The following is a 26,784-nucleotide window of genomic DNA, read 5'->3' on the forward strand; positions in this document are numbered from 1 at the left end:
CAGTCTTCTCCCCACATAGGCGTATGGAAGTCCATACAATCAGGTAGGACAAGTTTGAAGCCCATGACCGAAGTTAGTTTCCGTTCCGCCTAAATTCGCGCCCGCAGGCCGACGAAATATTTGGCGCCATAGTAATGATATTGGCGGCTGCTGCCATAGACCGGCATGTAGGTCGCCTTGGGCTCGTTGAAGAGGTTGAGCGCCTCGAACCGCAGCGACACGCCAGGCATCAGCGCGAGCGAGGCGCGGAAATCGACGGTTTCGCTGGGCCCGACGTAGCGCAGCTGGCTGTTGCCGCCGACGAAGTCCTGGAAATATTTGCTGCGGTAATTGTAGATCGCCTGCAGCGATACCGGGCCGAGTTCGTAATAGGCCTGCGCCGACAGCACATGTTTCGAATAGCCCGACAGGCCGGCGGGCGCGATGAGGCCTTCGCGAACATCTTCGGTTACCGGATCATATTCGTCGCCGAGACGGATGTCCTGCGTCTCGAAGTTCGAATCGGCATAATTGTAGCTGACCTTGGCGCCGAGGCCGTCCAGCGGCTTGGGCAGGAAGCTGAAGCGCGTCGCGGCGGTCAATTCGAGGCCGTAGATGCGCGACTTGTCGGGGCTGTTGCGCGTCTGGGTGACCGGAACGGTGACCTGTTCGCCGTTGATCGTGAAAGTCTCGTCATAGACGACCGGCTGGAAGCCGCCGTTGAACTGTTTGTAGTAGACGGTCGCCGAGAGGAGGCTGTCCTTGTTCGGATACCATTCGATCGCGGCGTCCGCGTTCCACGACATCAAAGGCTTGAGGCCCGGGCTGCCGTTGGCGCGAACATTGTCGATCGCCTCTTCGATCGAGGTGAAGCCGCCGTCGTCGCCGTCGCCGAGCGTGAAGGTGCGCCCGGCGCCGAGCGCGCTGGGATTGGGGCGCGACATTGCGCGATAGCCCGCGATGCGCACCAACGTGTCGGGCGCGACCTCGAAGATCGCGTTGACGCTCGGCAGGATGCGCGTGCTGCTGCTCTCGATCCGCACCGTCTGGAAATCGCTGGTCTCTTCGAGCGTAAACCGGCCGGGGTCGGTGTCGTCGGGGACGAGGATGAGGTCGCTGCGCAGCCCGTTCGAGGTGACGTCGGTCTTGACGACGCGAACGCCGAAATTGCCGCGGACCGGCATGGCGCCGAGATCGGCGTCATATTCGGCCATCACATAGCCCGCGAGCGTGCGTTCGGTGACATCGCGGTTCGCGGCCGCGCGCAGCTCGTCGGGCAGGCCCGGATCGACCGTGCCCAGATACCCCCCGAATATGCAATCGACGTCGAAGGTCGCCCAGCTGTGGATGCTGTTGCCCTCGGCCGCCGACAGATAGCCGGTCTGCGGAAAGGCCTGGCGGCACTGGTTGTTGATCGCCCGTTCTTCGTCGATATCCGACGTCAGTTCGAAAGCCTCGTTGCGCAGGTCATAGTCGCGAAAGGTGAGTTCGGACCAGCGCGCGCCCGCCGAAATCCGGCTGAGGAAGCCGTCGAGTTCGTATGCGGCGTCGAAGCGGCCCGCGATGATCTCGTTGCGGCGCTTGCTCTCGTCGCGGCGCAGGCGGGCGTCGTCCCAGAAGAGATCGTGGTTGCCCAAGTCGAAGCGCGGGTCGATCGTGATCGTCGGGACGAAGCTGCCCGGCGCGAGTTCGTAGATATAGGGAACGCGCTGGTTGCCCACTTCGGTGCGGTCCCCGTTGATGTCGTCCCGGTCGGTGCGCAGGCGGAAATTGCGTTCGATTTCCTTGCGGATCGTGCGCGAATAGCTGCCGTCGACGGTCAGCGTCAGCCGGTCGGTCGGCATCCATTCGACCGACAGGCCGCCGCCCAGATATTCCTCCGAGCGCGACAGTTCGGAGCCGTTCGATTCGAGCGAGCTTGATCCTTCGAGATAGCGGACGATGCCGTTCTCGTCATATTCGACGTTGGTCAGGCCGCGCCGCGCTTCCGAAATCGTGAGGTCGCGGCGGCTTTCGACGAAGGTGCGGTCCGAATATTGGACGTCGAGGTTGATGTTGAGCCGGTCCGAAGGGCGCCACTGGATCGCGCCGAACGCCGCATCGCGCTTGTCGGTCTCGCTGATCTGGCGGAAAATATAGGAGTTGGGGACGAGGTAATAGGGATCCTGGCCGTAATCCTCGCGCTGGAGTTCGTCGCAATTGCCGCTGGCTGCGTTATCGGCGCGGCACGCGACCCAGGTGCTGCTCGCGGCGTAGGTTTCCTCGGGATTATTGGTGTCGTTGCGCTGGACGCCGATCGCGATGCCGATCGTGTCGTTCGCGAACTGGTCGACATAGCTGAGCGTCCCGCGCCAGCCGATGCCCCCCGACCCGACGATGCGGTCGCCATAGGGATTATATTGCGCTTTGACCTCGCCCTGGATGCGGCGCTTGCCGAAATCGAGCGGGCGCAGCGTCCCGATCTCGATCGTGCCGGCGACGCCGCCTTCGACGAGGTCCGCCTGCTGGCTCTTGTAGATCTTGATATTGTTCACGAGTTCGGACGGGAACTGGTTGAAGTTCACCGAACGGTCGCCGCTGCCGTTCGTCGCGTCGCGGCCGTTGAACGTGGCGTTCGACAGGAAGGGGCCGAGGCCGCGCAGCGCGATTTCGGAGGCGTCGCCCTTTTCGCGGTGCGTCGTCGCGCCGGTGATCGTCTGGATCGCCTGACCGACCGACAGCGCGGGGAGGTCGCCGATGTCGTCGGCCGACAGCGCGTCGACGATCGCGGTCTCTTCGCGCTTGGTGTTGATCGAATTCTGGATCGTCTCGCGGATCCCGGTGACGACGATCGCGTCTTCCTCTTCCCGCGCGGCGGGCGCGGCGGCGTCCTGCGCGATCGCGGGCACCGCGGCGACCAGCAGCGTCGTGCCGGCGCCGGCCAGCAAGGCGGCGCGGAGCGTGCGCGCGCGGAACTGATTACGAGAATTCACTTCGTCTCTCCCAATATCGATTCTGTTCTGACCAATGCTGTCGAACATCGCAGCATGATTGTCAACCAATGTGTATGGCAGATTGGTCACACCACTTTGCCATACATTGCTTCAGCGGAGCAACTGGCTCCGGAGGCTGGGCACCGCGCGGGCGAGCGCCTGCGTGACGAGCTTCGCGGTAACCTCGGCGCCGACATTACCCAGATGCGTGTAGTCGAACTTGCGCGTGACCTGCCCGCGCGCGCCGTTGCCCTCGATCGGCGGCGGGGGCGGTGGTGCCGGGCGCGCCGGCAGCGTCGTACCGGTCCTCGCCGCGGCGAGCTCCTCGGCCGTCGGCGGTTCCTGCGCGAGCTTGGTCGCCGTCTCGGCGCCCATTTCCTGCGTCTGCGCGGCGCTGAGCGCGTTCAGATCGACAAGCGGCACGTCCATTGCCTTCGCGACACCGCGGATCTGGTCGGACCAGCTCGCGAGCGTGTTCTTAAGCTTGCCGTCGCGGAACTCGCGCCGCGTCAGCGGGGTGACGAGCACCGGGGTGGCGCCCGCCGCCCTCACCTCTTCGACGAAGCGGCGGAGGTTGGCGGGAAACTCGGTCGTCTCGTCGGTCCAGCGTTCGGATTTGCTCGACTGGTCGTTGTGCGCGAACTGGATCAATACCCAGGTGCCGCGATAGCCCGGCACCTTCGCCTCGGCGAGCGCGATGTCCCAGCTGCCTTCCTGCCGATAGCTGCGCGTCGAGCGCCCGCCCCGCCCCGCGTTGAGGCACGCGACCGACGATTTGACGTGGTGCGCGCAAAACGCCCCGCCCCAGCCGCTGTGCGGCGCCATCGTCGAATCGCCGACGAGGATGATCTTGTAGGGATCGAGCGGCGGGGCATCGGTGCGTTCGCGCGGCGCGGCCTGCGCCCCGCTCGCGAGCAGGGCGCAGGCGGCAATGGCGACAAGCCGGCGCATCAGGAGAAGCCTAGTCCGCCGTTGATGTCGAGGCAGACGCCGGCGAGGAAGCTCGCGGCGGGCGACGCGAGATAGACGATCGTGTCGGCGACCTCGTCGGGATGACCTTCGCGGCGCAGCGGCGTGTTGCCGGCGGTCGCGGCGCGCCCTTCGGGCTTCGAGAAGATGTCGTGGAAGCTCGTGCCGATCAGGCCCGGGCAGACGGCGTTGACGCGGATGCCCTGCGGCCCGAGTTCCTTTGCCATCGCGCGGGTGTAGGTCATCAGCGCGCCCTTTGCGGTCGCATAGACCGAGGCGCCGGGACCGCCGCCGTCGCGGCCGGCGAGCGACGACACGTTCACCACCGCCGATCCCTCGCCGAGGAAGGGCTGCGACGCCTGGAGAACGAGGAAGGCCGATTTGAGGTTGAGCGTCATCACATGGTCGAAGAAATCCTCGTCCATCTCGCTCAGCGTCTTGCGCGCGATCATGCCGCCCGCGAGGTTGACGAGGATGTCGAGCCGGCCGCTGAACGCGACGCCGACCTCGTCGAGCATCGCCCTGACGGCACCGCTGTCGGTGACGTCGGCCTGGACCAGAAAGGCGTCGCCGCCGGCATCCTTGATCGTCTTCAGCGTCTCTTCGGCGGCTTCGCGGCCGCTGTTATAGTTGATCGCGACGCGAACGCCGGCGCGCGCGAGCGCGATCGAGACCGATCGGCCGATGTCGCGTCCGCCGCCGGTGACGAGCGCGGTTTTGCCCTGGAGAGTCATGTGATGCAGTTCCTTATTCTTGATTGTTGGTGGGTTTGGTGACGACCGGTTCGACGCGTCCGCCGATCAGCCAGAAACAGAGGAAGGAGACCGGCACGATCGCCGCGCTGAGCGCGAAAATCGGCGCGTAGCTCGTCTTGGTGAGCACGGGGACGAGCCAGGTGGTGATCAGCGTGCCCGCGACCGCGGCGGTGCCGCTGATCCCCGCGAGGCTGCCGACCGCGCCGCCGCCGAAATAGTCGCTCGGCAGCGTCTGGATATTACCGATCGCCATCTGGAAGCCGAACAGGATGCAGGCGATCAGCAGCACGGCGGTCAAGGGATCGCCCGCGCCGATCGTCAGCAGCAACGCGGGCAGCATGATCGCGCAGCCGATCGCGATGGTCAGCGTGCGCGCCTTGTGAACGCCGCCGCCCTTGCTGATGATCCGCCCCGCGAACCAGCCGCCGAACAGGCTGCCGAGCATCGCGCCGACGAAGGGCACCCAGGCGAAAAGCCCGATCTGCTTGACGTCGAAGCCGAAGGTTTCGGCGAGATAGATCGGCAGCCACGACACGAAGAGCCACCAGACGGGATCGAGGAAGAAGCGCGACAGGATGACGCCCCAGCTCTGCCGATAGCGCAGCAGTTCGCCGAGCGGCACGCGGCGGCTGTCGTCACGGCCGGCCTCGGTGCGGCCAGTCAGGATATAGTCGCGCTCTTCTTCGCTGAGACCGGGATGCTTTTCGGGATCGGCCTTGTAGAACCAGAGCCAGGGGACGAGCCAGATGAAGCCGAGCACGCCGATGAGCAGGAAGGTGCCGTGCCAGCCGAACTGGACGAAGAGCAGCGCGATCAGCGGCGCCGAGATGATCCCGCCGAGCGAGGCGCCGGCGTTGAAGATGCCCTGCGCCAGCGCGCGTTCGCGCGAGGGGAACCAGAGCGCGTTCGCCTTTGCGGCGCCGGGCCAATTGCCCGCCTCGCTGACCCCGAGCGTCGCGCGCAGCACCATTAGCAGCGGCATCGTACGCACCAGCGCGTGCGCGGCGATCGACAGCGACCAGACGACGATCGAGATGGTGAAACCCATCCGCGTGCCGATCGCGTCGAAAATGCGCCCGAAGAGCGACTGGCCGAAGGCGTAGAAGATCATGAAGATCGTCACGAGCAGCGCGTAATCTTCCTTGGTGGCGCCGATTTCCTTCGACACCTCGGGCCACATCACCGCGAGCGCGTTGCGGTCGATATAGTTGATCACGGTGGCGAGCGCGATCAGCGAGATCACGCCCCAGCGGAAGCGGCCTTTGATATTGCTCATTTCTTCGCTCCGGTCTTGGCGAGGTCGAGACGGCCGACGGGGCCGGTCCATGTCATGGTGCGGCCGTCGACGGTGAGGCTGTGCTTCGCATCTGCGGTCGTATCGTCGGCGACCGCGAGTGCGACGCGGCGACCGTCGACGAGGGTGATGAGGACGAGATCGGCGCCCTTTTCCTGGCGATGCTCGAGCGCCGCGACGCGCGCGCTGCTCGCGACCACCGTCTCGGCCGCGGCGTCATAGGCACCGTGCGGTTCGAGCAGGCTGACGAAGGTTGCGTCCGCCGCACCCTCGACGCGCTGGATCAGCGCGGGTTCGCGGCGCAGGTTGAACTCGGGATCGTTCGCGCCGCTTTCGGCGACGATGAAGCGCGCACCGGCGGGCGGCAGCATATGGTAGCTATAGAAGCGGCTGCCCTGCATCCACGTCAGCCGCGCCTTGCCGGCCTTGGTCCCGGTGCCGTCGACCCACAGATGCTGGTAGCCGTTCGCCTTGCCGAGCACCGGCCGCTCGGCGAGGTTGCGGTCGAACGCGATGTCGCTGTCGATGATATGCCCGGAAAAATGCAGCGGCAGGTCATAGATATGCCTGCCGCTGCCAGTTCCGTGGAGGATATCGAGCGTCAGAGGATTGGCGAGGCCGTCGACCTCGACCAGCAGCAGCGCGCGCCGGATTTTCACGTCCTTATACGCGCTGTCGATTTCGGCGATCGTGTAACGGGTCGGACCTTCGAGCGACGCGGCGAGCTGGCGCGTTCCGTGTTTTTCACCGGCTTTCCAGTCACCTGCGAAGTGGCTTTGCTCATCGACGACAAGCGTGTTGTGCGCGATCGTCGCGCTGGCCCAGCTGTCGTTTTCGGGCAGGTAACGCCCGCCGTGCTTCGCCTCGACATTGAGGAAGCGCGCCGCGCCATAGTCGGTCACGACCGCGCCGGTCTCGTCATAATAGAGCCAGCCGAGCCGGTCGAAATGGCCGTGGCCCATGCCTTGCACGGTGTTCTTGGCGACGAGCAGCGGGCCTGCCGGATCGGCGTTGGTGCGCAGCAGGACGAGCGCGCCGCCCTTGCCGTCGGGACCGTCGGAGAGGAGCCGCGAGCCGAACGGCCAGGGCTTTGCCTTGCCCGCCGCGAGGTCGGCGGCCATCGCCTGCCCTGCCGGGGTCAGCACGGTGCGCCCCTGCCAGTCGGCGATCGACAGGAAGGCCGGGTCCTTGGTGGCGCCATAGGCGATGGCGACCGCGTGATAGAGTTCCTCGGTGCGCAGGCTCTTGTCGGGCATCGCGTCGTTGATCGGCAGGAAATAGCCGTCGTGTGTCAGGTCGATCGCGGTGCGGATCGCCTTGAGCACGATGCCGTCACGATATTCGAAAATCTTGCGGCCCGGATCATTCGCGGCGATCGCGGCTGCGAAGACGACGAAAGGTTGCAGCGCATAGCGTTGATAATAGGGCCCTTCGGCATAATAGCCGTCGGGCGAGAAGAGCAGATCGAGCTGGCGGAGGAAGCCGGCCTTGCCGCTCTTGTCGAGCCCGAGCAGCGCCTTGTCGACGAGGTCGCGGTCGCCGAGCAGATAGCCCGAGAGGCCGACGCCGGCGGCCGCCCAGGTCGCGTGATTGTGGATGCGGTTGATGACCTGGGGCGAACCGTCCGACAGGAAGCGCGCCATCAGGCGGATCACATTGTCGTCGATCCGCTTGCGGTCGGCGGCGGGCAGCGCGTCGCGGATCTGGGCATAGCCCTGCACCGCGTTGACGAGGAAGACGCTGTCGTTGAGGCTCTGCCAGAACAGGCGGCCCGCGTTCTGGTTGGCCTTTGCGGGATGCGGCCCGAGCCCCGGATAAAGATCGGCATAGGCGAGCAGCATGTCGCGGACATGGTCGCGGTAGCGCGCTTCGCCGGTGAGGCGGAAAAGCTGGCCGCCCTCGAAAATGATGCGGTAATTGCGCTTGTGCTGTTCGTGGGTGAAGCCGCCGCCGGGATCCTTCGGCACCGGGACATTGATGCCCGCCTTGATCGACGCATCGACGTCACGCCGCGCGCGCTCGACCTCGGCAGCGAAGAGCGGCGCGAACGTCTGCGATGAAGCGGCGGGCGGGGTCTGCGCCGCGGTTGGGACGGCGGGCAGCGTGGCGGCGGCGAGCAGGAGCGCGATCGTGCGGGTCATGGGCGCGCCTCCACGACATTGCCGACAAGCTGCCCACGCGGCGGGCCTTTCCACGCCAGTTCCTCGATGCGCGGCGCGGGGGTCGCGGCAAAGGCGTTCGACGCGATGCGCGTTTCGGGCGCGCCGACCGAATGGATGACGAGGATGCCGTCCGACTTGGCGAAGCTGTTCCGCGCGATGTCGGTATGCTGGGCGCCCGAGATGCGCAGCGACGCGCCGCCCGCCCCGCTGTCGGCGACACTCGATCCGGCCATCGCGAACCAGGGGCCGAAGGTGCTTTCGTCGGTGCCCTTGCGCAAGATGTCGGCGACCATCGCGACGCCGGCGAAGCGGCTGCCGCTGATCGTCAGCCGTTCCATCGGATACCAGCCCTTCGGTTGCTGCTCGCCGGTCGCGGCGACGACGACGCCCATGGAAGAAAAATCGCTGTTGGTGATCGTCACATCGTCGGCGAAGGTGCCGGGCGCCATCGTAATGCCGTCGAGACGGCCCTTGCCCGGGCCGCGCACCGATACGCGGTCGAGCGCGATGCTGTAGTTGGGCGCGACTCCGGCGCCGACCGCGATCAGCGCGCCGTTGCCGGGCGATGCACTTGCGTCGATTGCCAGATTTTCGAGCCGCAGCCCGCCGCCCCCCTCGATCCGCGCAAGGCTCGACGCGACGCGCAGCACGGGCTTCGCATCCTTCGCCCCGGCGATGGTCAGCCGGCGTTGCACCGTCAGCGGCGCGGCGATGTCATAGGTGCCGGTGGCGAGCGCCAGCGTGTCGCCGGCCTTCGCATCGGCGACCGCCTGTGTGAGCGAGGCGTTCGCCGCGATCGGTCGCGTGACGCCGGTGCCGAACGCCGCCTCCGGCGTATCGCCGCGATACCAGCTCGCGCCGACCTCTTCGCGGGTAACGGGTTTGAGGTCGCGCGGCGCGCCGACGGCGGCGAGCGCGGCGTCGGCCGGATAGAGCAGGCCGTTGGCGGCGCGTTCGAGCTTGACCTCGCGCTGCTCGACGCCCGCGCCCAGAAGCGGTTTTGCGACCTTCGCTTGAACATTGCCCGCGAAGGCGATGCCGCCGATTTCGCCCTCCGCGCGGAACGGGTCCTGCCCTTTCGCGCCGACGATCAGATTGCGTTCGAACTTGCTGCCCACGGGGGGTGCCGAACGTTCGGCGTCGGCGCCCGCCGCAAGGGTGATGCGCGCGACGTCGATGAGGCTGTTGCCCTCGATCCGCGCGTTCGCGACCTGATGATAGCGGTTGATCACCGAATTGGGCACGCCGTTCATCACGGTGATCGCGCTTTTGAACGAGCTGCCCGCGAGCCCTTCGAAATAATTGTCGCGCACGATCTGGTCGCGGTTGATGATGCGCACGCCGCCGGTGTCGGGCACGCCCTTGCCGAAGAAGATGTTGCGTTCGACGAGGTTGCCGTTGCCGTGACGCAGCACGAAGGCGCCTTGCGATGCCAGCACCAGATTTTCGCGGACGATATTGCCGCCCGATTTGACCGAGACGATCTCGACCTCGCCGCTCGTCCGGTCGAAAATGTTGCGCTCGACGATCGTGTGACTGTCGGACAGCGATTCCTCGCTGGTCCCGATGCGGATCGTCTCGCCGCCGTTCGAGCCCAAGGGCGGGCGCGGGCCGAAATAATTGTGATCGATGCGATGGCCGTTATCGAGCGGATCGCCGGCGCGGCGGATCACCGCGAGCGTCACGCCGGCGTTAGTCTTGCCCTCGAAATGCGAATGATCGACGCGGTTGCCGGTGCCGTAAAGCGCGACCCAGATATCCTCGGCGCGGCGGTCGGTCTTGCTATAGCCGTCGATGACCACCTCGGTGACACGGCTGTCGCTCGCGAGCGTTCTGGAATCGCGGCGGAAGCTGATCACCTGATCGGTCGGGCTGGCGCCGTCCTTGAAGACAAGGCCTGAAACGAGCAGAAACTTTCCGGCGATGCGCAAGTTCGACTGGCCGGTTACGAGCACCTTGCCCTTGGTCTGCGCGGTCAGCGCGATCGGCTTGGCGGCGGTGCCGGCTCCGGTGAAGACGATCTGGAAATCGCGCCATTCGCCGTCGGCGAGGATGATCGTGTCGCCCGGCTGCGCCTTTTTCACCGCGGCCTTATATTGCGCCTGATCGGTCACGAGCAGGTCGCGCGCCAGCGCCGGATGCGCGGCCGAGACCAGCATCGCTACCATTAGAATCGCCTTTTTCTGCACCGCGCCTCACCCTTTTTATGATTCTTGGCCATTGGACTATACAAGAGGTAGGACAATATCAACCCGCTTATGGTATGAATCATGGGTTGACATATTGGTGTGACAAGAGGAATTTCTCTCCAAACAAAGGCAAACAGGGAGAGTGGGATGATTCGGGGCAGCCTCGTGCGCGTTTCGCGCGGTAAAATGAATTTCGCGGCGACGCTGCTGGGCACGACGGCCATCGCGATGCTCGCCGTTCCCGTATTCGCGCAGGATACGGCGTCGGCCGATGCTGCCGCCGACGATGCGGGCGATGATGCGATCGTCGTCACCGGTATCCGCAGCTCCCTTGCCACAGCGCTGGGCGAAAAGCGCACCTCCGACAATATCGTCGAAGTCATCCAGGCCGAAGATATCGGCAAGCTGCCCGACCAGAACCTCGCCGAAGTGCTGGAGAATGTCACCGGGGTTCAGATCACGCGGCAGGCCGGCGTCGGCAATGCGGTGCAGATCCGCGGCACCGACGCCAACCGCACCGAAATCAACGGCGTGTCGACCATCGGGTCGGGCGCGGGCCGATCGGGCATCAGTTTCGAGGATTTGCCCGCCGCCTTGATCGCATCGGTCGAGGTGACCAAGGTGCCGACCGCGCAGACGATCGAGGGATCGGTCGGCGGCACGATCAACCTGCGGACGATCCGCCCGCTCGACCTCAAGGAACCGCTGATCGCCGCGCGCGCGCAGATGGAAAACAGCGACCTGTCGAAGTCCACCCTGCCCCGGCTGTCGGCGACGCTCGGCAACAATTGGGATACCGGCATCGGCGAAATCGGCATCGTGATGAGCGGGAGTTATGCCCGCCAGGACGTCGCCGCGTTCAAGCCGCGCGTCGATCGCGACGCGGTCGTCCTCCCCGGCTCGGGCCCGAGCGCCGAGGCCTTTCCTTTCCTGCGCATCCAGTTCCTTCAGCAGGGATTGGAGAATTACGAATATGAAACCTACAACGGCACCGCCGCGCTGGAGTGGAAGCCGAACGACGATCTGAAATTCTATTTCGACGCGACGCTCAACAACCAGACGCGCGGGCAGCAGAGCCACCGCGTGCAGATTTCGGGCACGGCGACACCGTCGGTCGTCGACGCGACGGACAATACAGCATTCGAAACGGTCGACTGGGGCACGCTCGACGGTCCCGACGGCCCGATCGACCTTGGCAGCGTCGACGCCACCGTTGCCGGCACGCTCGGCATCGGCGGCGCCACCGGAACGGTGATCGACCCGAATATGCGCACGTCGAGCGACACCGGCGCGCGCGTCACGAAGAGCCGGGTGTTCGACCTTGGCAGCGAATGGCAGGTGACCGACAAGCTGAGGATGCGTGCGGAAGTGGCGCTGTCGACCTCGAAATCGGACTTCCCGAACTTCTCGACGACGCTCGATTTCATCAACCCCAACGGGCCGCAGCCGCAAATCGGGCGCAGCATCGACAATGGCGTGCCGATCGAATTCGATCTGCGCGGCGGCACGCTGCAGTTCGGCATCGATCAGGCGAACCCCTTTGCCCCGACCGCGGCGCAATTGCTCGATCCCGCGAACTACCAGCTGCAACAGGTCGCTCAGGGCGCCAACACGACCGACAATCAGGAACGGGCGGCGCGGCTCGATTTTTCCTATGACACGACCGATCTCAACCCTTTCGTCACCTCGGTCGACTTCGGCTACCGCTGGAACCGGACGTCGGCGGAAAACAGCGAATTTTCACGGAATGTCAGCCTGACCAACACGACGAATGCGTGGAACCGGCCGTCGGGCGACCTGTTTTCCGACATATTGATCCCGGGGCCGAACAACTTCAACGCGGCCGACGGGCGCCGGCTCTATTTCTCCGACTTCCTGCTGATCGACGGCGGGCTGGCGTTCGACGATCCGGCAAAGGTGCTGGACGCGCTCAATGCCGCGATCGACGCGAGCAACGCCGCGGCGACCGAGGGTCCGCCGGTCGCCTCGCTGGTGACGCCAACCGAATCCTTCGCGGGATTCTTCAAGATCAAGGAAACGACGAACGCCGCCTATTTCCAGGCGAATATGGAGGGCGAAATCGCCGGCATGCCGGTGCGCGGCAACGCCGGTGTGCGCTGGCTGCACACCAGCCTGTCCTCGACCGGCAACAATATCGCGAACGGCGAGGTCACGGGGCAGACGGTTGCCAAAAGCTCGTATAATTTCCTGCTGCCGCGCTTCAACCTGGTGCTCGAACCCGCCGACCGCTTCCTCCTCCGCGCCGGGATCGCGCGCGACATCCGCCGCCCGGATTTCGACACGCTGTCGACCTCCTTTTCCTTCGGCACCGGCGCGAACACGCCCGTCGCGGTGGGCAATCCCGGCCTCGTTCCGGAAGCGGTGTGGTCGTTCGACCTGTCCGGCGAATATTATTTCGCGCCGTCGAGCCTGATCAGCATCGGTTTCTTCCACAAGAGCCGCACCAATTTGTTCGCGCAGCGGCAGGAAGACCCAGCGCCCAATCTCGACGCCGACGGCAACCTCAATATCTCGATCGACCCGTCATGCCCCGACGGCGGCATCTATAATCCGATCGCCAACCGCAACATCAACAACCCGATCCAGGGCGTCGGCATCTGCGTCCCGCGCAGTTCGACCTTCAACGTTCCCGGAACGACGACGCAGACGGGTGTCGAGATCGCGTTCCAGCACGACCTGTCGGCTTGGGAAGATGTGCTCGGCTTCGCTTCGGGTTTCGGCTTTATCGGCAATTTCACCTATCAGAAGGCGGGCGGTTCGGCGCGCGAATATCGGGACGCCGACGGGCCGCGGACGGTGTTCACCCAGCTCGGCTATCCGGGTTCGCAGGACCTGATCTCGCTGACCAACCTGTCGAAATATTCTTATAATACAACGCTGTTCTACGACAAATACGGGCTCAACGCGCGCGTGCGCTATACGTGGCGGTCGAGCTATGTGTCGGACGACCCCTTCTTCTTTGGCCTGCCGCTGATCAACGGCGCACGGGGACAGCTCAACGCCAGCATCAATTACGACATCAACGATCATATCAATGTCGGTGTCGAGGGCATCAACCTGCTGCGCGGCGACCAGAACCAATATTGCGTGAACAACAAGGCGCTGCTGTGCTTCCAGGGCCTGACCGATCGCCGGATCACCGCGGGATTGAGCGTGAAATTCTAGTGAGCGGAACAGACTGAAACACCGTCGTTATTAGGCCCGTCATCCCGGCGAAGCCTGTCCTGAGCGCCTGCAAGGCAGTCGAAGGGGCCGGGATCTCGCCGGTGCGTCAGGTCGAGAGGGTGAGATCCCGGCCTTCGCCGGGATGACGATTCAATCAGAATGAGGCCGAGGCAACATGTGTTGCCTCGGCCTCAAACTGCGCACGCATTACTTCCGACCGGGTCGCTGTCAGAAGGCGATGCGCGCGGTCACCCGTGCACCATGGGCGCTGCGATCCGACGCCAGCGTGCCGGTGTAGGCAGCGCCGAGGCGGAAGGCCCCCGTGGTGAATTCGAAGCCGGCTTCGACCTCCGCCGAATTTTTGGGGATCGCGATGCCGACGATGTCGAACGCCGGCCCGCCCGCGACGAAGCGCGAGACGATCGGGGCGCCGCGATCACCCATCGCGCGGTTCCACGCCGCCGACAGATAGGGCTGGAAGCCCGGCTGTCCGGCGTTGAACTGCGCCCGCGCGCCCAGGCTGAGGAAGGTCGTCTTCTGGTCGGCCTTGCCCACCGCCAGCGCCGCGGTGCCGCCGGTTTCGGTGAAGGCGTCGCTGCCGGTGTCGACATGCGCCAGCCGGGCAAAGGGCGTGACCGCCGTGTTGCCGGCGGCGATGTCATAGCCGATCTCGCCGAAGATCTGCATCGTGTCGGCGTCGCGCTTCGACGTCAGCGTCTGGGCCAGCGGCGCGCCGCCGATACCGCGGCGGGTGTCGATGTCGTGCCAAGCATAGCTGACGCCGACCGTGCCGCGCAGCCCCTCGCCGCCGCCATAGGTGGCGTGCGCGGCGAGATATTTGCTGTCGACCTCGGCGCGATCGTTACGTCCGTCGAAGCGGAAGTCCGAACTGCCGATCCCCGCCGAGAGCGCCGCGGCGAAGCCGTTGCCGCCGAAGCCGACTCCGGCGACCAGCCCCTTGTTGTCGGTATCCATCGCGAAATTGCCGCGATTGGCGTCGAAATCGCCCCAGCCGCCAAAGGCCGAGCCCCAGACGAACGCGCCGCTTTCCTCGGGCGCCTTCATCCCCATCAGGCTGTTACGCAGATGCCGGCTGTCGTCGGTCAGACCGCTCAGCGCGCTTGCGAGGATTTCGCCCGACAGGTCGCCGAAGCTCGCCTGCGCGGTCGCCGCATTCTGTACCAGCACCGCTTCGTAAAGCGGGTTGTCGACCCCGAGCGCCTGCACCGCGGTCGCGACGCTCGCCTGGTTGAAGCCGACCGCGATGTCGGCGAAGTCGATGTCGTTGCGATAGAGCGACAGGATCACCGAATTGACGTCGTAGCGCAGCAGCGGATCCAGGAAGGCGAGATCGCTCGTCACCGTCCCGAAGGTGCCGGTGATGCCGCCCGCGCCGGTCAGGATCACATAGTCGGTCCGGCCGTCGTATTCGCCGTCTTCGGCGAGGACGGCGACGCTCGCGGTGCTGTCGATCGTCACCGCGCCGGTGGCGTCGAGGCGGTCGGCTTCGCCCGCGGCGTTGACTTCGACCTCATAGGTCGAGCCGGCAGCGAAGGCGAGGTCGCCGTTGACGGTCAGCCGCCCGATCGAGTTGCCCGGCGCGAGCGTGCCGCCGCCGCCGACCGTGGTCGAACCGACGCTGCCGTTGCCGCCGAGGGTGCCGCCGCTATTGACGGTGACCGGCGAGACGATCGAGCCGTTGACCGCGAGGGTGCCGCCGTTGACCGAGGTCGGGCCGGTGTAGCTGCTGTCGCCGGTCAGGTTGAGCGTGCCCTCGCCTTGCTTGACGAAGCTGCCGGTGCCCGAGAGTTCGCCGCCGAAGGAGCTATTCTCCGGCTGGTCGACCGTCAGCTCGCTGTCGCCGAGTTCGACGTTCGAACCTTCCTCGCCCTCGAGGCCGCCGATCGTCTGGTCCTTGCCCGTGATGTCGAGCGAGCCGCCGTCGCCGAGGTTGAAATCGGTCGTTGGGTCGATCGTCCCGCCGATACGCACCGAACCGCCGAGGATGTTCGTCACGCCGTCAAAGGCATAATCGCCCATGAAGGTCAGCGCGCCCTCGCCCTTCTTGTCGAGCACGCCATTGCCCGAGAAGTCGCCGAGGAAGTCGTAATCGTCCGAACGATTGAAGACGAAGCGCCCGTCGTTGACGATATTGCCGGCAAAGCTGCCCTCGGTCCCGCCCGCGCCGAGTTCGAAAGTGCCGTCGCCCTCGGTCCGCACGTCGCCCTGCAGCACGCCGGTCAGCACCAGCCCGCCGTTCGAGATGATCGTGCCGCCGGTGTGCGCGATATTCGCGGTATCGACGGTGAACACCGCATCGCCGATCAGCTGGAGCTGTCCGGCCCCGTCGATCGTCAGATCGTCGAGCGCCGAGACGGTTTCGTCCTCACCGAAGTTGAGCACGAGCAGGCCGTCGGTCCGCACCGCCGAGGTAAGGATCGGCGACGAAGTGCCTTCCTCGCCCAAGTCGACCTCGTTGACCTGGAGCGACGCGCCTTCGCCCACCGTCACGTTGCCGAATTCGCCGACGAAGCCCGAGGTCGACCAATAGCCCGCCGCGACGTCGAGCGCCTCGAAGCCGTTGGCGGCAGTGAGCTGCTGCGCCTCGGTCAGTTCGAGGACGTCGCCGTCGAGCGTCAGCGTGTCGATCCCCGCGCCCGCATCGACCACGCCGGTGATCGCGCTGCCGGTGCGCAGTGTCACGCCGTCGTCGAACGCGCCGAGCTGTACCGCCACACCCGATCCACCCGACAGGACGCCCGAATTGTCGAGGCTGGTCTGGGTCAGCGCGGTGAAGGCCGCGCCGGTCTCACCCGAAATCGTCCCGCTGTTCACCAGCGTCACCGAACCGCCCGCGTCGCTTTCCACGCCGGTCACCCCGCCGGCGATCGTGCCGCTGTTGGTCAGCGCCATCGTGCCGGTCGTGCCATGGCCAAGGCCGATGGTCGCGCCATCGATCGCGCCGCTGTTGTCGACGACGACCGATGCCAGGCCGGCGCTGAACTGGACCCCGGCTTCGACGCCGCCGCTGATCGTGCCGCTGTTCGTCAGTGTCCCGGTCAAGCCGGCGTCCTCGCCGTCGAACTGGCTCTGGATGACGACGCCGCCAAGCTCGCCGCCGATCGCGCCAGCGTTATCGACGCTGCCGCCGCCCGACAGGATGATGCCGAAGCGCGCGCCGTCGATCGTGCCCTCGGCGCCGTTCGCCACCGTCGCCGCATAGCCTTCGGCCAGTTGCCCTTCGCCGCGGAACATCGAAATACCGTCCGCCGACGGCGCACCGCTGCCCGAAATCGCGCCGCTGTTGGTGACGCTGCCGCCGCCGATCAATCGCACGCCGTCGTTCGATTCGCCCGCGATCGTGCCGCTGTTTTCGACCGTGGTCCCGACGGCGAGAAGCACGAGTTGGTTGATCTCTTCATCGAACAGATAGGCGGTGGTGATCCCGGCGCCCGCGCCACTGATCGTGCCGCTGTTGGTCACGCTCGAACTGGCGGTGCCGATCGTGATGCCCGCGTCGGGCGGCGCGTCGAAGCCGTCATAGGCGCCGTTGCCACGGATCGTTCCGGCATTGTCGATGGTCAGCGTGCCGTTCGCGTAGGAATAGATGCCCGACGTCGCGCCGGTAATCATCCCGTCCGCGGCATTGGTCACGACGACATCGGCCAGCGTTCCCAAGCTGACGCCGGCGCCGAATTCACTGTCGATCGTGCCGCTGTTATCGAGCGTCGCCGATTCGAGGTCGCTGCCGAACCCGACGCCATAACCGTCGCCGCCGCTGCCGCCGAAGTCGCCGGTGCCGCGGATGCTTCCCGAATTGACGACGCTGGCGGTCAGCCCGCTGCGCTCCTCGCTGTCGAGGCCCGTGCCCTGAAGATAGACGCCGCCCGAAACGCCGGTGATCGTGCCCGCGTTGGCGACATCGCCGCCGCCCGACAGGATGACGCCGAAACGGTTGCCGTCGATCTGCCCTTCGACCTCGTTGGTGACCAGCGCGCTGTAACTTTCGTTCGCCTGATCGGTGAAGGCGAACATCGACACGCCGTCGGCAAAGGCTTCGGTCCGGCCGGAGATGATCCCGCTGTTGGTGACGCTGCCGCCACCGATCAGGCGCACGCCATCATCGTTGTCGCCGACGATGGTCCCGCTGTTCACGACCGTCGTATCGACCGCCAGACTTTCGAGCAGCCCCGTCTCGGGATTGAAACGACCCGCCGTGGTGATGCCGAAGCGATTGCCCGAAATCGTGCCGCTGTTGGTGACGCTGCTGACCCCGCCCGACAGGGTGATGCCCGCGTCGGGCGGCGCGTCGAAGCCGAGGTTGCCGCCATTGCCGCGGATCGTGCCGGCGTTGGTGATCGTCGCCGCGCCGTTTTCGACATGGATGCCCGATTCACTTCCCTCGATCGTCGCATCGGCGGCGTTGTCTATGACGGCGGCCTCTGTGGCGGTAAGGTTCAGATAGACGCCGTCGCCGCCTTCGCCGGCGATCGCGCCGCTGTTGGCGACCGCGAAACCCTCCAGATTGCCAAAACCGACGATGCCGCTTCCGGCACTGCCGGTGATCGCGCCGCTGTTTGTGACCGCCGCAGTCAGGGGCGCTTCGCCGTTCTGGATCAGCACGCCCATGCTGTTGCCGTCGATGGCGCCGGCGTTGTCGACCGTGCCCCCCGCCGACAGCGCGACGCCGGCGCGAACGCCGATGATCTGCCCCTCGGCGCTGTTCGTGACACTCGACACATAGGTGGCCGGATCCTGCCCCTCGTCGGCGAACATGTTGACGCCATCGGCCTGCACGAAGTTTTGACCGTTGATGACGCCGCTGTTGACGACCGTGCCGCCGCCGACGAGCCGTATCGCGTCATTATTCTGCCCGACGATGATGCCCGAATTGACGATGTCGGTGCCGACGGCACGAAGAACCGGCGCGGTGTCGCCCGGCAACTGGACGGCGCCGGAGAGGATACCGAAGCTGCCCCCTTCGATCAGGCCCGAATTGGCGATCTGGGCATCAGCGGTCCCGACCATGATGGCGACATTATTGTCGCTGCGGATCAGCCCGGCATTGTCGATCGTCAGCGTGCCATCGGCGGAGTTGATCGCGATAAAGCCATTGGCGGTGATCTCGCCGCCTTCGGCATTGTTGACGACGAGATCGCCCGACAGGTTGGCGAAAATCGCGGTCGTGACGGCGTTGATCGTGCCGCTGTTGTTGATGACCGCCGCATCGAGCGAGCCGCCCGCGAGTATGCCGAGGAAGCCCGAGATGGCGCCGCCGTTGTCGACGGTGGCGGTGCGGCCGATCTGTTCGGGCGAAGCGGTGAGGATGACACCGAACGGGCTGGTCCCCGGCGTTGCGGGATTGGGATTGCCGGTGCTGCGGATGATACCCGCATTTTCGATCGTGCCGCCGCCCTGCAGCAGCGCGCCGAAGACCGTCCCTTCGATCAGGCCGGTTTCGCTGTTGGTGATGGTCCCTATGCCCGTCACGCCTTCGGCGATGCGGTCGGGGAATTCGGTGATCGCAACGCCGATGCCCTGCGCGCCGTTGCCGGCATTGCCGGTGAGGCCCTGGATCGTGCCGCTGTTGGTGACGCTGCCGCCGCCGGCCAGGCCGACGCCGGTGCCCGCTTGGCCGATGATCGTTCCGGCGTTGGTGACGCTGGTGTTCGCCGCGAGCGGCTGCGGCGGCAGTTCGTCGCCGTTCGCATCCTCGCTGAAGAAATAGGAGGTCGCGATGCCGTTCGAGCCGCCGGTGATTTCGCCGCTGTTGCGGTTGGTGACGCTCGATCCGGGTTGCGCGATAACGATACCGCCGCTGGGGCGGCTTTGGGCGCTGCCGATGCTGGTGCCAAGGCCGCGAATCTCGCCGGCATTGTCGACGGTGACAGGGCCATTGTCCGCATAGATGCCAATGTCGAGCCCCTCGACATCGGCATCGTCCTCTTCGATCACAATTTCCAGCGATTCGGGCTGGTCGTTATGAATGCCGAAGGATTCCTGCGCTGCTGCGGGCGCCACGATCTGACCGATCGACAGGCCGACGATCGCGCTGGTGGCCAGCAGGCGGGATTTCGAAATACGCGACATGATTGTGACTCCCCTCGACATTGCAGATGGCAAGGGGTTCGCCGGAGGACGTCCTGGTCCTCCGGCTGGTCACCCCCACCTCGAAATGTGCGTCCCCCAGCTGATTGGATGTCCGGCATCGTTCAGCTTTGTGGGCGTTGACTAGGGCGGGGGTGCCCCGAGCGTCTACCCAATGTTATTTTGGGTGAATTTGCGACGGAGTGTCGACGCCATGCTTGCACATCCGGCCCTAAGGCCATTACGGTGGCCCCGTCACCGGGGGGTGGGTCGCTGATATTCGAGGGGGAGCGCCGGATTTGCGCGCCTTCCCCCGTGAACATGATGACACCGCTGGCCCCGCAACGAACCACGGGTGCCAATGATGCGAAGCCTGCTTGCGGTCTTGATTTTCACGCTGCTCGCGGTGATGCAGCCGGCGCGGCTCGCCGCCGCCGAATTGCCGGTGCTCGACCTGCATGCCGGCGAGGATGCGCCGCCGCTCGCGCCCTTCGTCCGGTTCACGCGCCAGGCGGAAAATGCCGGCACGCCCGATCCCGGCGCGCTGCTGGGTGCGCCGCTGCAACGAATCGAGGGACCGACGATCCATTTCGGGCCGCCCGGTTCGCAAACCGCGGTGCTGCTCAAAATTCGCAACGCCAGCGCCGAGCAGGGAAGCTGGATTCTGACCACCGGCCGCGGCTCGCTCAAATATTTCCGCCTGTACCGGCTGGAGGGCGGCGCGTTCGACCTGCTCGTCGATGCGACCGACCCGGAGGCGGCGCGGCGGAACCTTGGCACCTATCAGGCCTTCAGCACCGAACTGGTTCTCGACCCGGCAGAAGAGGATGTGGTGCTGATCGAATTCCTGTCGGAAAATTCGACCTATATGCCGCTCAGGATCAACAGCTACGGCACCTTCTTCAAGGAGCGGCGCGCGAATATCTCGATGGTGTCGGGTGTCGTGGTCGGCGCGCTGACGCTGCTGCTGCTCAACTTCCTCTTCTTCTCGATCACGGGTTTCAGGGAATTTCTGTGGCTGGCGGTCGCCGAGGCCTTTTTCGCGCTGAACACGGTCCACTCCGAGGGCTATATCACGATCTTCTTCCTCTATGACAAACCGCTGACCGGGCTGGCGGTCGAGGATTTCATCAAATGCGGCTTTGCCGCGTCGATGGCGCAATTCTGCCGGGTCTTCGTCAAGACCTCGGCCCATTTTCCGCGGCGCGACACTGTCCTGAAGGCGCTGATCTGGTTCGCGGCCGCGATAATGATCCTGCTGCCGGGCCTCGCCTATTACCCGCCCGAGCTGCGCTTCCTGCTCCACATCGCAACGTGGCTTGTCACCGTCGCGGTCGCGCTGTTCCTGCCCTTCGTCGGCTATGCCGCGATGAAACAGCTCGGCTTCCAGCTCTGGCCGCTCTTCGTCGGCTGGGCCAGCCTGGCGCTCTTCATCATCTATGCGGCGATCGCATCGATGGGCATTTTCGCGTGGCTGCCCGTCAACTGGCACCTCGCCGGGCCGGTCGGGCTGTTCGAATCGATCATGGTGACGATCGCGCTGGGGCTGAACCTCAGGAAAATCCAGCGCGACAAGGTCGTCGCCGACTGGAAATATGCGCAGTCGCTGACCGAAAGGCTGGAAATCAGCGAGCGCGCGGCCCGGCTTGCCGAGGAAAAGGCTTTCGCGATGGAGACGGTCAACAGCCAGAATGCGCTGCTTCATGCCTCGGGGCACGACAGCCGTCAGGTGATCCTCGCGCTCAACAGCGCGGTCGAGGTTCTGAAACGCCAGAACCGACCGGGCGCCGACGATCAGCTGGTCGAAATGCTCGAAAGCTCGGCCGACTATCTCAATGAAATCGTGTCGACGACGATCTCCGGCGCCAATATCGCGGCGAGCGATTCGGGCTTCGTCGCGCTCAGCAGCTTTCGCGCCGAGGCGCTCGTCGAACCCTTGTCGATGATGTTCAAGACGCCTTTCGCGGGCAAGAAATTGGCACTCGATGTCCGTGTCATGGGCCGGGTGACGATCATTTCCGACCGGCCCTTGCTGATGCGCGCGCTCGCCAACCTGCTGAGCAACAGTTACAAATATACCGATAGCGGCGGAGCGAGCATCACACTCGCGCTCGAAGAGGGGCGCGCCGTCATCACGGTCAGCGATAGCGGCGGCGGCATGCCGGCCGACCTCGTCGCCGCACTGAACGACGGCACCGCCACCCGAATCCGCTCCGACGAAAACGATCAAGGCACCGGATCCGGCTTCGGGTCGGCGCGGCGCATCATCGAAACGCTGCGCGGGTCGCTGAAGATCGTCGCGTCCAGCGCCGCAGGGACCGAAATCCGGGTCGTGCTGCCGGCCGCCTTTGCGTCGGTCACACCGGTATCGGCCGAGGCCCTGCAGTCGCGGCTCGATGGCTGGACTTTGCTCGATTTCGACGACCGCGCGGCTTTCGAAGCCGGGTTGAAGGCCGGCGCCGCGCCCGACCGGACGATCGCGCTGACCTATGACGACACGACGGTCACGCGCGGCCGGCTCAGCCAGCTGGTCGCGATGATCGCGATCAAGCCCGCGTGCCGCGAAATGGCGCTGCACCCGCTTTTCGGCGGACGATCAGAGCAGGTTTAGCTCATTCGCGCGTTCGACGATCTTGCGGTTGTGCGGAACGTCGAGTTTGCGCCGCAATTCGGCGATATGGAAGGACACCGTCGGCGGCGCGATCGCCAGCCGATAGGCGATTTCCTTGTTCGTTTCGCCCTGCGCCAGATAGTGAAGAATCGCCATTTGCCGCGACGACAGCGCGACCGGCGGCTGCTGGAACTTGCCGAGCGCTTCGCCGATGTGCGGCGAGACATAGATTTCGCCGGCCAGCGCCGCGTCGCAGGCGGCGACGATATGGTCGAGCGAGTCCGACTTGCTGACGATCGCGCGCGCGCCGAGCTTCAGCGCCGAATGAATCTCGTTCACATGCGTCTCGCCGGTCAGGATGATGACAGTCATGTCGCGCGAGCCGACGATTTCGGCGAGCACATTGATCCCGCGCACGTCGGGCAGATTGAGGTCGAGGATCACGAGGTCGACGGGCTGCGACTGGACGAAGGCGCCCACCGTCGCGCCGCGATCGAGCGCGCCGACGACCGTATAGCGGTCGAGCGAGCCGAACAGGAACCGCAACCCGCTCTGCGTGATGCGGTGATCGTCGACGATCAGGATATTATGCTTCGCCACCATGCCCACGCCCCGCCTCCCCGATGCGGGGTGATCGGCAGATTTTGCGGCCGCCGCAACCCGAATAATATTGGGGGTGCCGACGGAGTTGCGGACGATCCGTCCAGCGAAGGGACAGCGGCTAGCTTGCTCCGGCCCTCCAGGATCGATCACAGACCTGGCCGGCGTCTATCGGCCTCGCGCAGACGCGCTTTCGCCGCTTCGTCTTCCTGCGCGGCGATCTTGTTCGAAAGGGTAACCGCAGCGTCATAGGCCAGCTTCAAATCGATCGCGCCGACGCGCAGTTCGGTCAGCACGCCGTCCTGGTTCCAGAAGAGCGCGGCGTGGATCACGCGGCCGCAACCGGCGCGGCGGCCCGCCTGCCAGTGACGTTTGGTCAGCGAACTTTCGAGCGTGACCCCATTATATAGGCCGACATCGGGGCCGCCCAGTCCGACGAAGCTGTTGTCGAGCGCCCCGAAGCAGGTTTCGCTCAGTTTTCGGTCCATCGGCGCGCCGGCGTCGGTCCAGTACCAGATCATCGTGCCGCTCGATGTTCGCTGTCCCGCGGGAACGCCGCGGATGAAATTGGCGGTGCTCAGCCCCTTGTGGACCTGGGGCTCGCCATATTTGTCCACCAGCGCCTCGATCGTATTGGCGACCGACGGCGCCTCGGCAAGGCGGTAGGTCCGGCTATGACCGATGCCCCACACGCGCTCGCGCCCCGGATCGGGCAGGAAACTGACCGACAGAATCCGGCGCCCGATCCGATTGCCACCGGTATAGGAAGGCGGATCGCCCATAATCTCCGACCGGAGGGCGGACACGAAGACCATGTCGTCGCGGTTGTTGAAGCGGACCTTGTCGATGAAGAAATCCCGGCCGCCGCGGTGGATATTCGGCATGCCGGTCGCGCCGATCGCCGCCGTCGCCTCGGCTGGTGACATGCCGATCCGGACGCCGTTGATGTCGATGACCTGCGGCGGTTTGCCGGCGGGCTGAGCCAGCGCCGCGGCCGCGAAGCCGATCGACGCCGCGAACAGGAAGGGGATGCCGGTCTTCATCGCCCCGCCCCCTTGTAGAAGCGCGCTTTCGCCGGAAGCCGCGCGGCGGGGCACCAGGTCCAGTCTTCGCTGTAGGTTTCGACCGCGAAAGACCGCGGCCCGGTGACGCTATAGTTGGTCGTCCCCGTGGTCGGCCGCCCGTCCTCGTCGGAACATATCACGGTCTGCTGGAAGTTTCGGCCATCGACCATCTTGAGGCTGGCGAACTTGCAGCTGCTGTAGGGCGACTCGAGGCGATCCTCGGCGAGATAGAGCGTCCCGTTGCCGAAGGGTTTGGCGCAGCTGCCGATACGCATATCGACATAATAGCCGACGGGCAGCGGCACGACGCCCGACTGGCCGGATGTTGCAGCCCGCGAAGCGCCGGCCGCCTGCGGACATTGCTTTTCGAGCGAGCGGATCGCCGCGGTCGACCCGGCGAGCGACAAATAGGTGACTTCCCGCCATTCGTCGCCGCCGTCGGTGCTGGCATAGACGGCGAGGTCGGTGTCGGCGCCGGTCAGCAGCGCCTTCGTCGCCGGGTCGAGCGGGCCGCTGAAATCGGGCTTGCCCGGCTCGAGCATCAGTGGCTGCGTCGTTTCGGTAAATTCCGCATGGCTTCTGAACCCGATCAGGAGCGGCCGGCCGGCGGGCGGCAGACGCAGCGCCTTCGTCGGCACGACGCTCATATAGAGGCCGCCGCCCGGCTGGCAGCGCAGCCCGAGCGCCGCGAATTGAGGATGTCCCGTCACCGCCGCGACAGCGCCGGCGCCGCTGCCGCCGAACTGCCAGCGCGCGTCATGCCCCGGTGACGGCGGCAGCGCCGGCTCGCCGCCGTCGGTGCCGATATCCTCCGCCGTCCCGCGCCGCCGCCCGGCGAGCGCCCATTTGCGCCCGTCCCAACGCAGCACCTCGAGGCACATGTCGGCGCCGACGCTGCCGCAGACCGTACCATGCACCGAAAGGCCGAGCCCGGTGCGACCGCCGTCGAGCTTCACGGCTTCCCAGCCACGGACATTGTTGCTGAAGATTTCGGTGAGACCGCCGCGTCCCGACCCGAGGATGGTGATCATGCAGCCCGCGGTGCCGCACCACGCCGAATAGCCTTGATTGGAGCAGTGCGCCGCGCCATATTCGACGACCCAATCGGGCTTGCCGTCGCCGGTCACCTCGGTCTCGACCGCGAAATTGGCGCGATCGGGGACAAACTTCCCGCCGCCCGCGCGGCATTCGGCCTTGAACTCGTCATAGAGAGTCTGCACCTCGCGCGGCCAGACTTTGGGCTGCGGCTGCGACTGGACGAGCGCGGCGACCGGCAGCAGCGCCGACGCGAGTGTGAACAGCGAACGGATCATGAATAATCCTCCGGCGAAACTTCCCACGGCTTCCAGCTCTGTGCGGACGAGCACCAGGTGTAGCCGCCGCTCCACCAATTGCCCTCCACCACGATGATGAACTTGGGATCGTTCATGTCGATGACCTGCCGCTCATGCTCCCCGGCGGTCTGATAACGCCCGTCACCGAGCGCCTTGAACGGCGTGACGCTGTAATAATCCTGCGGGCCAAGCATCGCCTTGCCGTCGAAGATGAAATCGGGATCGCCCTGCCCGCGTCCGAGCGCATCGCATGCAGCGTGGTTGCGCGCCCAGAGGCCGGTCGCCATCGGCAGACCGCCCTTGCGCACCTGTACCTTTGGAGCAAGTTCGCAGATCCGCCCTTCGAGCGAGCGCCCGCCATAAGCATATTTGCGGCCGTCCCAGCGCAGGAAAGGGAAACAGTCGGATCCCGCCCCGCCGATCTCGATGTCGGGCCATGCGATGCCCTTGCGCCGATGGAAGGCGGGAATTCCCATGCTGTCGGCGATCAGCTTCCAGCCCGATCCCGATTTGGCGAGCAGCTTGAACGAGAGGCCGGTATTGCCGAAGCAATAGCTGCTGCCGCCGCTGATCACCGCCTCGGCGGTGCCGTCGCCGTTGAGGTCGCGCATCTCCGCGCTTTCAAGGCCGTACCAGCTGTCCTTCGGCACTGGTTTGATGTCGGCTTCGCAGCTCGCCATCCAAAACCCGCCGCGCTGCCGATAGCCCGCGGCGCGAAGCGCGCCCTCGCGGTCCTGTTCGATCGATCCGTCCTTGGGGAGTGAGGTATCGGGGACGACCGCGCCAGCCTTTTCCGGCCCGGCCGTCCCCGCCCCGCCCCCCGAAGGCGCTTCGCCGCCGCCGCAGGCCGCGAGGAGCAGCGCGGGCAGCAGGGCATGATGTTTCCAGTTCCGACGCATCCCTATGCCCCCGTTCATGCGGCTTCGCTTTCGTTCGCGCCGCGGGTCCGGCCGTGCTCGGCCTTGGCTTCGGCGACGAGTTCGTCGACGCGCTGGCGCACGGCGGCCTTCAACCGCCGATATTCGCCGTTCTTCTGGCTATAGGCGTAGAGCGCCCAACCGAAGGCGCCCAAGGCGAAGAACCACCATAGATCGAGCATCACGACCGCCCCCAATATGGCGCCGATGATCGGGGCGAACAGCATCATCTTGCGCGACGGGCGCTTGGTGAGCGGCCATTCGAGCCGATTGTCCGGCGCAAAGGTCGAACCCATATTATGGTTGTGATAGGCGACATTATAGCCCCAGCCGGGGCGCGAACCGATGCGGACGACGGTGACCCGCTGCCCCTCGCGCGCGGCGAAGCCGCCGCCCTTGATCGTCACTTCATCCTCGTCGTCGTCAGCATATTCGAGGAAAAAGCGCATCACTTCGGTGTTCGTCGACGACACCGTTACCCGGGGCGCCGATATGTGGCCCGTTCCGTTGTGGACATAGCCGCCGCCGCCGCTGCTCGACGAACTCACATGCGTTTCGGACCAGTTGCCGACGCCGCGGACAATGCCGGTGCGGAAAAAGCCGTGTATGTCCTCGGCGCGCCGGATCGGCTGCTCGTTATTGCTCATCATAACCTCCCCGAAATG

Annotated in this window: 14 protein-coding genes; 2 read left to right on the top strand and 12 right to left on the bottom strand. The window is 65.6% G+C overall.

The genetic code is table 11. From position 1 onward, the window contains the following. Positions 1-89: 89 nt before the first annotated feature. The 6 genes from GGR90_RS00420 to GGR90_RS00445 all read right to left on the bottom strand — a co-directional run bounded on the left by GGR90_RS00420 (position 90) and on the right by GGR90_RS00445 (position 10,299). Positions 90-2,951, bottom strand: a complete 2,862-nt coding sequence (locus GGR90_RS00420) for a TonB-dependent receptor (RefSeq protein ID WP_342449863.1) — start codon at positions 2,949-2,951, stop codon at positions 90-92. 111 nt (positions 2,952-3,062) lie between these two features. Further along, positions 3,063-3,902 (bottom strand): rhamnogalacturonan acetylesterase, encoded by an 840-nt coding sequence (locus GGR90_RS00425; protein ID WP_167918400.1) that lies wholly within the window; start codon positions 3,900-3,902, stop codon positions 3,063-3,065. Next, entirely contained in the window at positions 3,902-4,654 is a 753-nt protein-coding gene (locus tag GGR90_RS00430; protein WP_167918402.1) for an SDR family NAD(P)-dependent oxidoreductase, read from the bottom strand. Before GGR90_RS00430 ends, GGR90_RS00425 begins: the two co-directional genes overlap by 1 nt. 13 nt (positions 4,655-4,667) lie before the next feature. Then, the gene (locus GGR90_RS00435; RefSeq protein ID WP_167918404.1) at positions 4,668-5,951 is read right to left on the bottom strand and encodes an MFS transporter; all 1,284 of its coding nucleotides are present in this window, start codon (positions 5,949-5,951) and stop codon (positions 4,668-4,670) included. After that, on the bottom strand, positions 5,948-8,110 hold the full coding sequence (locus GGR90_RS00440; RefSeq protein ID WP_167918406.1) for a heparinase II/III domain-containing protein: 2,163 nt from the start codon (positions 8,108-8,110) through the stop codon (positions 5,948-5,950). Before GGR90_RS00440 ends, GGR90_RS00435 begins: the two co-directional genes overlap by 4 nt. Continuing rightward, complete coding sequence (locus GGR90_RS00445) at positions 8,107-10,299, bottom strand: chondroitinase-B domain-containing protein (protein ID WP_245198323.1); 2,193 nt, start codon at positions 10,297-10,299, stop codon at positions 8,107-8,109. Before GGR90_RS00445 ends, GGR90_RS00440 begins: the two co-directional genes overlap by 4 nt. Positions 10,300-10,467: 168 nt before the next feature. On the opposite strand from GGR90_RS00445, the gene GGR90_RS00450 reads away from it, so the two are divergent. Then, positions 10,468-13,506 carry a TonB-dependent receptor gene (locus tag GGR90_RS00450; RefSeq protein ID WP_167918408.1) on the top strand — a complete coding sequence of 1,013 codons (3,039 nt, stop codon included), beginning with the start codon at positions 10,468-10,470 and terminating at the stop codon, positions 13,504-13,506. 228 nt (positions 13,507-13,734) lie between these two features. On the opposite strand, the gene GGR90_RS00455 is transcribed toward GGR90_RS00450, so the two are convergent. Continuing rightward, positions 13,735-19,596, bottom strand: a complete 5,862-nt coding sequence (locus tag GGR90_RS00455) for an autotransporter domain-containing protein (protein ID WP_167918417.1) — start codon at positions 19,594-19,596, stop codon at positions 13,735-13,737. A gap of 361 nt (positions 19,597-19,957) precedes the next feature. On the opposite strand from GGR90_RS00455, the gene GGR90_RS00460 reads away from it, so the two are divergent. Further along, entirely contained in the window at positions 19,958-22,204 is a 2,247-nt protein-coding gene (locus tag GGR90_RS00460; protein WP_167918419.1) for a sensor histidine kinase, read from the top strand. Here the strand turns inward: GGR90_RS00460 and GGR90_RS00465 are convergent. The 5 genes from GGR90_RS00465 to GGR90_RS00485 form a co-directional block, all read right to left on the bottom strand. Further along, the gene (locus tag GGR90_RS00465) at positions 22,190-22,807 is read right to left on the bottom strand and encodes a response regulator transcription factor (RefSeq protein ID WP_245198437.1); all 618 of its coding nucleotides are present in this window, start codon (positions 22,805-22,807) and stop codon (positions 22,190-22,192) included. The genes GGR90_RS00460 and GGR90_RS00465 overlap by 15 nt on opposite strands. Before the next feature lie 146 nt (positions 22,808-22,953). Next, positions 22,954-23,847 (bottom strand): hypothetical protein, encoded by an 894-nt coding sequence (locus tag GGR90_RS00470; protein ID WP_167918423.1) that lies wholly within the window; start codon positions 23,845-23,847, stop codon positions 22,954-22,956. Further along, a complete protein-coding gene (locus GGR90_RS00475) occupies positions 23,844-25,181 on the bottom strand; it encodes a hypothetical protein (protein WP_167918425.1) in 1,338 nt (445 codons plus the stop codon). The genes GGR90_RS00470 and GGR90_RS00475 overlap by 4 nt, the downstream gene beginning before the upstream one ends. Next, a complete protein-coding gene (locus GGR90_RS00480) occupies positions 25,178-26,119 on the bottom strand; it encodes a hypothetical protein (RefSeq protein ID WP_167918427.1) in 942 nt (313 codons plus the stop codon). The genes GGR90_RS00475 and GGR90_RS00480 overlap by 4 nt, the downstream gene beginning before the upstream one ends. Continuing rightward, the gene (locus tag GGR90_RS00485; protein ID WP_167918429.1) at positions 26,116-26,766 is read right to left on the bottom strand and encodes a hypothetical protein; all 651 of its coding nucleotides are present in this window, start codon (positions 26,764-26,766) and stop codon (positions 26,116-26,118) included. The genes GGR90_RS00480 and GGR90_RS00485 overlap by 4 nt, the downstream gene beginning before the upstream one ends. Positions 26,767-26,784 lie beyond the last annotated feature (18 nt).

Origin of the sequence: Sphingopyxis italica (genome assembly GCF_011926545.1) — a bacterium.
GTDB classification, from domain to species: Bacteria; Pseudomonadota; Alphaproteobacteria; order Sphingomonadales; family Sphingomonadaceae; genus Sphingopyxis; species Sphingopyxis italica.

Bases quoted from the DNA above. Each gene is read 5' to 3' on its own strand.
- GGR90_RS00425 (WP_167918400.1), bottom strand. From the start codon at position 3,902: ATGCGCCGGCTTGTCGCCATTGCCGCCTGCGCCCTGCTCGCGAGCGGG.
- GGR90_RS00430 (WP_167918402.1), bottom strand. From the start codon at position 4,654: ATGACTCTCCAGGGCAAAACCGCGCTCGTCACCGGCGGCGGACGCGAC.
- GGR90_RS00435 (WP_167918404.1), bottom strand. From the start codon at position 5,951: ATGAGCAATATCAAAGGCCGCTTCCGCTGGGGCGTGATCTCGCTGATC.
- GGR90_RS00440 (WP_167918406.1), bottom strand. From the start codon at position 8,110: ATGACCCGCACGATCGCGCTCCTGCTCGCCGCCGCCACGCTGCCCGCC.
- GGR90_RS00445 (WP_245198323.1), bottom strand. From the start codon at position 10,299: ATGGTAGCGATGCTGGTCTCGGCCGCGCATCCGGCGCTGGCGCGCGAC.
- GGR90_RS00450 (WP_167918408.1), top strand. From the start codon at position 10,468: ATGATTCGGGGCAGCCTCGTGCGCGTTTCGCGCGGTAAAATGAATTTC.
- GGR90_RS00455 (WP_167918417.1), bottom strand. From the start codon at position 19,596: ATGTCGCGTATTTCGAAATCCCGCCTGCTGGCCACCAGCGCGATCGTC.
- GGR90_RS00460 (WP_167918419.1), top strand. From the start codon at position 19,958: ATGCGAAGCCTGCTTGCGGTCTTGATTTTCACGCTGCTCGCGGTGATG.
- GGR90_RS00465 (WP_245198437.1), bottom strand. From the start codon at position 22,807: ATGGTGGCGAAGCATAATATCCTGATCGTCGACGATCACCGCATCACG.
- GGR90_RS00470 (WP_167918423.1), bottom strand. From the start codon at position 23,847: ATGAAGACCGGCATCCCCTTCCTGTTCGCGGCGTCGATCGGCTTCGCG.
- GGR90_RS00475 (WP_167918425.1), bottom strand. From the start codon at position 25,181: ATGATCCGTTCGCTGTTCACACTCGCGTCGGCGCTGCTGCCGGTCGCC.
- GGR90_RS00480 (WP_167918427.1), bottom strand. From the start codon at position 26,119: ATGAACGGGGGCATAGGGATGCGTCGGAACTGGAAACATCATGCCCTG.
- GGR90_RS00485 (WP_167918429.1), bottom strand. From the start codon at position 26,766: ATGAGCAATAACGAGCAGCCGATCCGGCGCGCCGAGGACATACACGGC.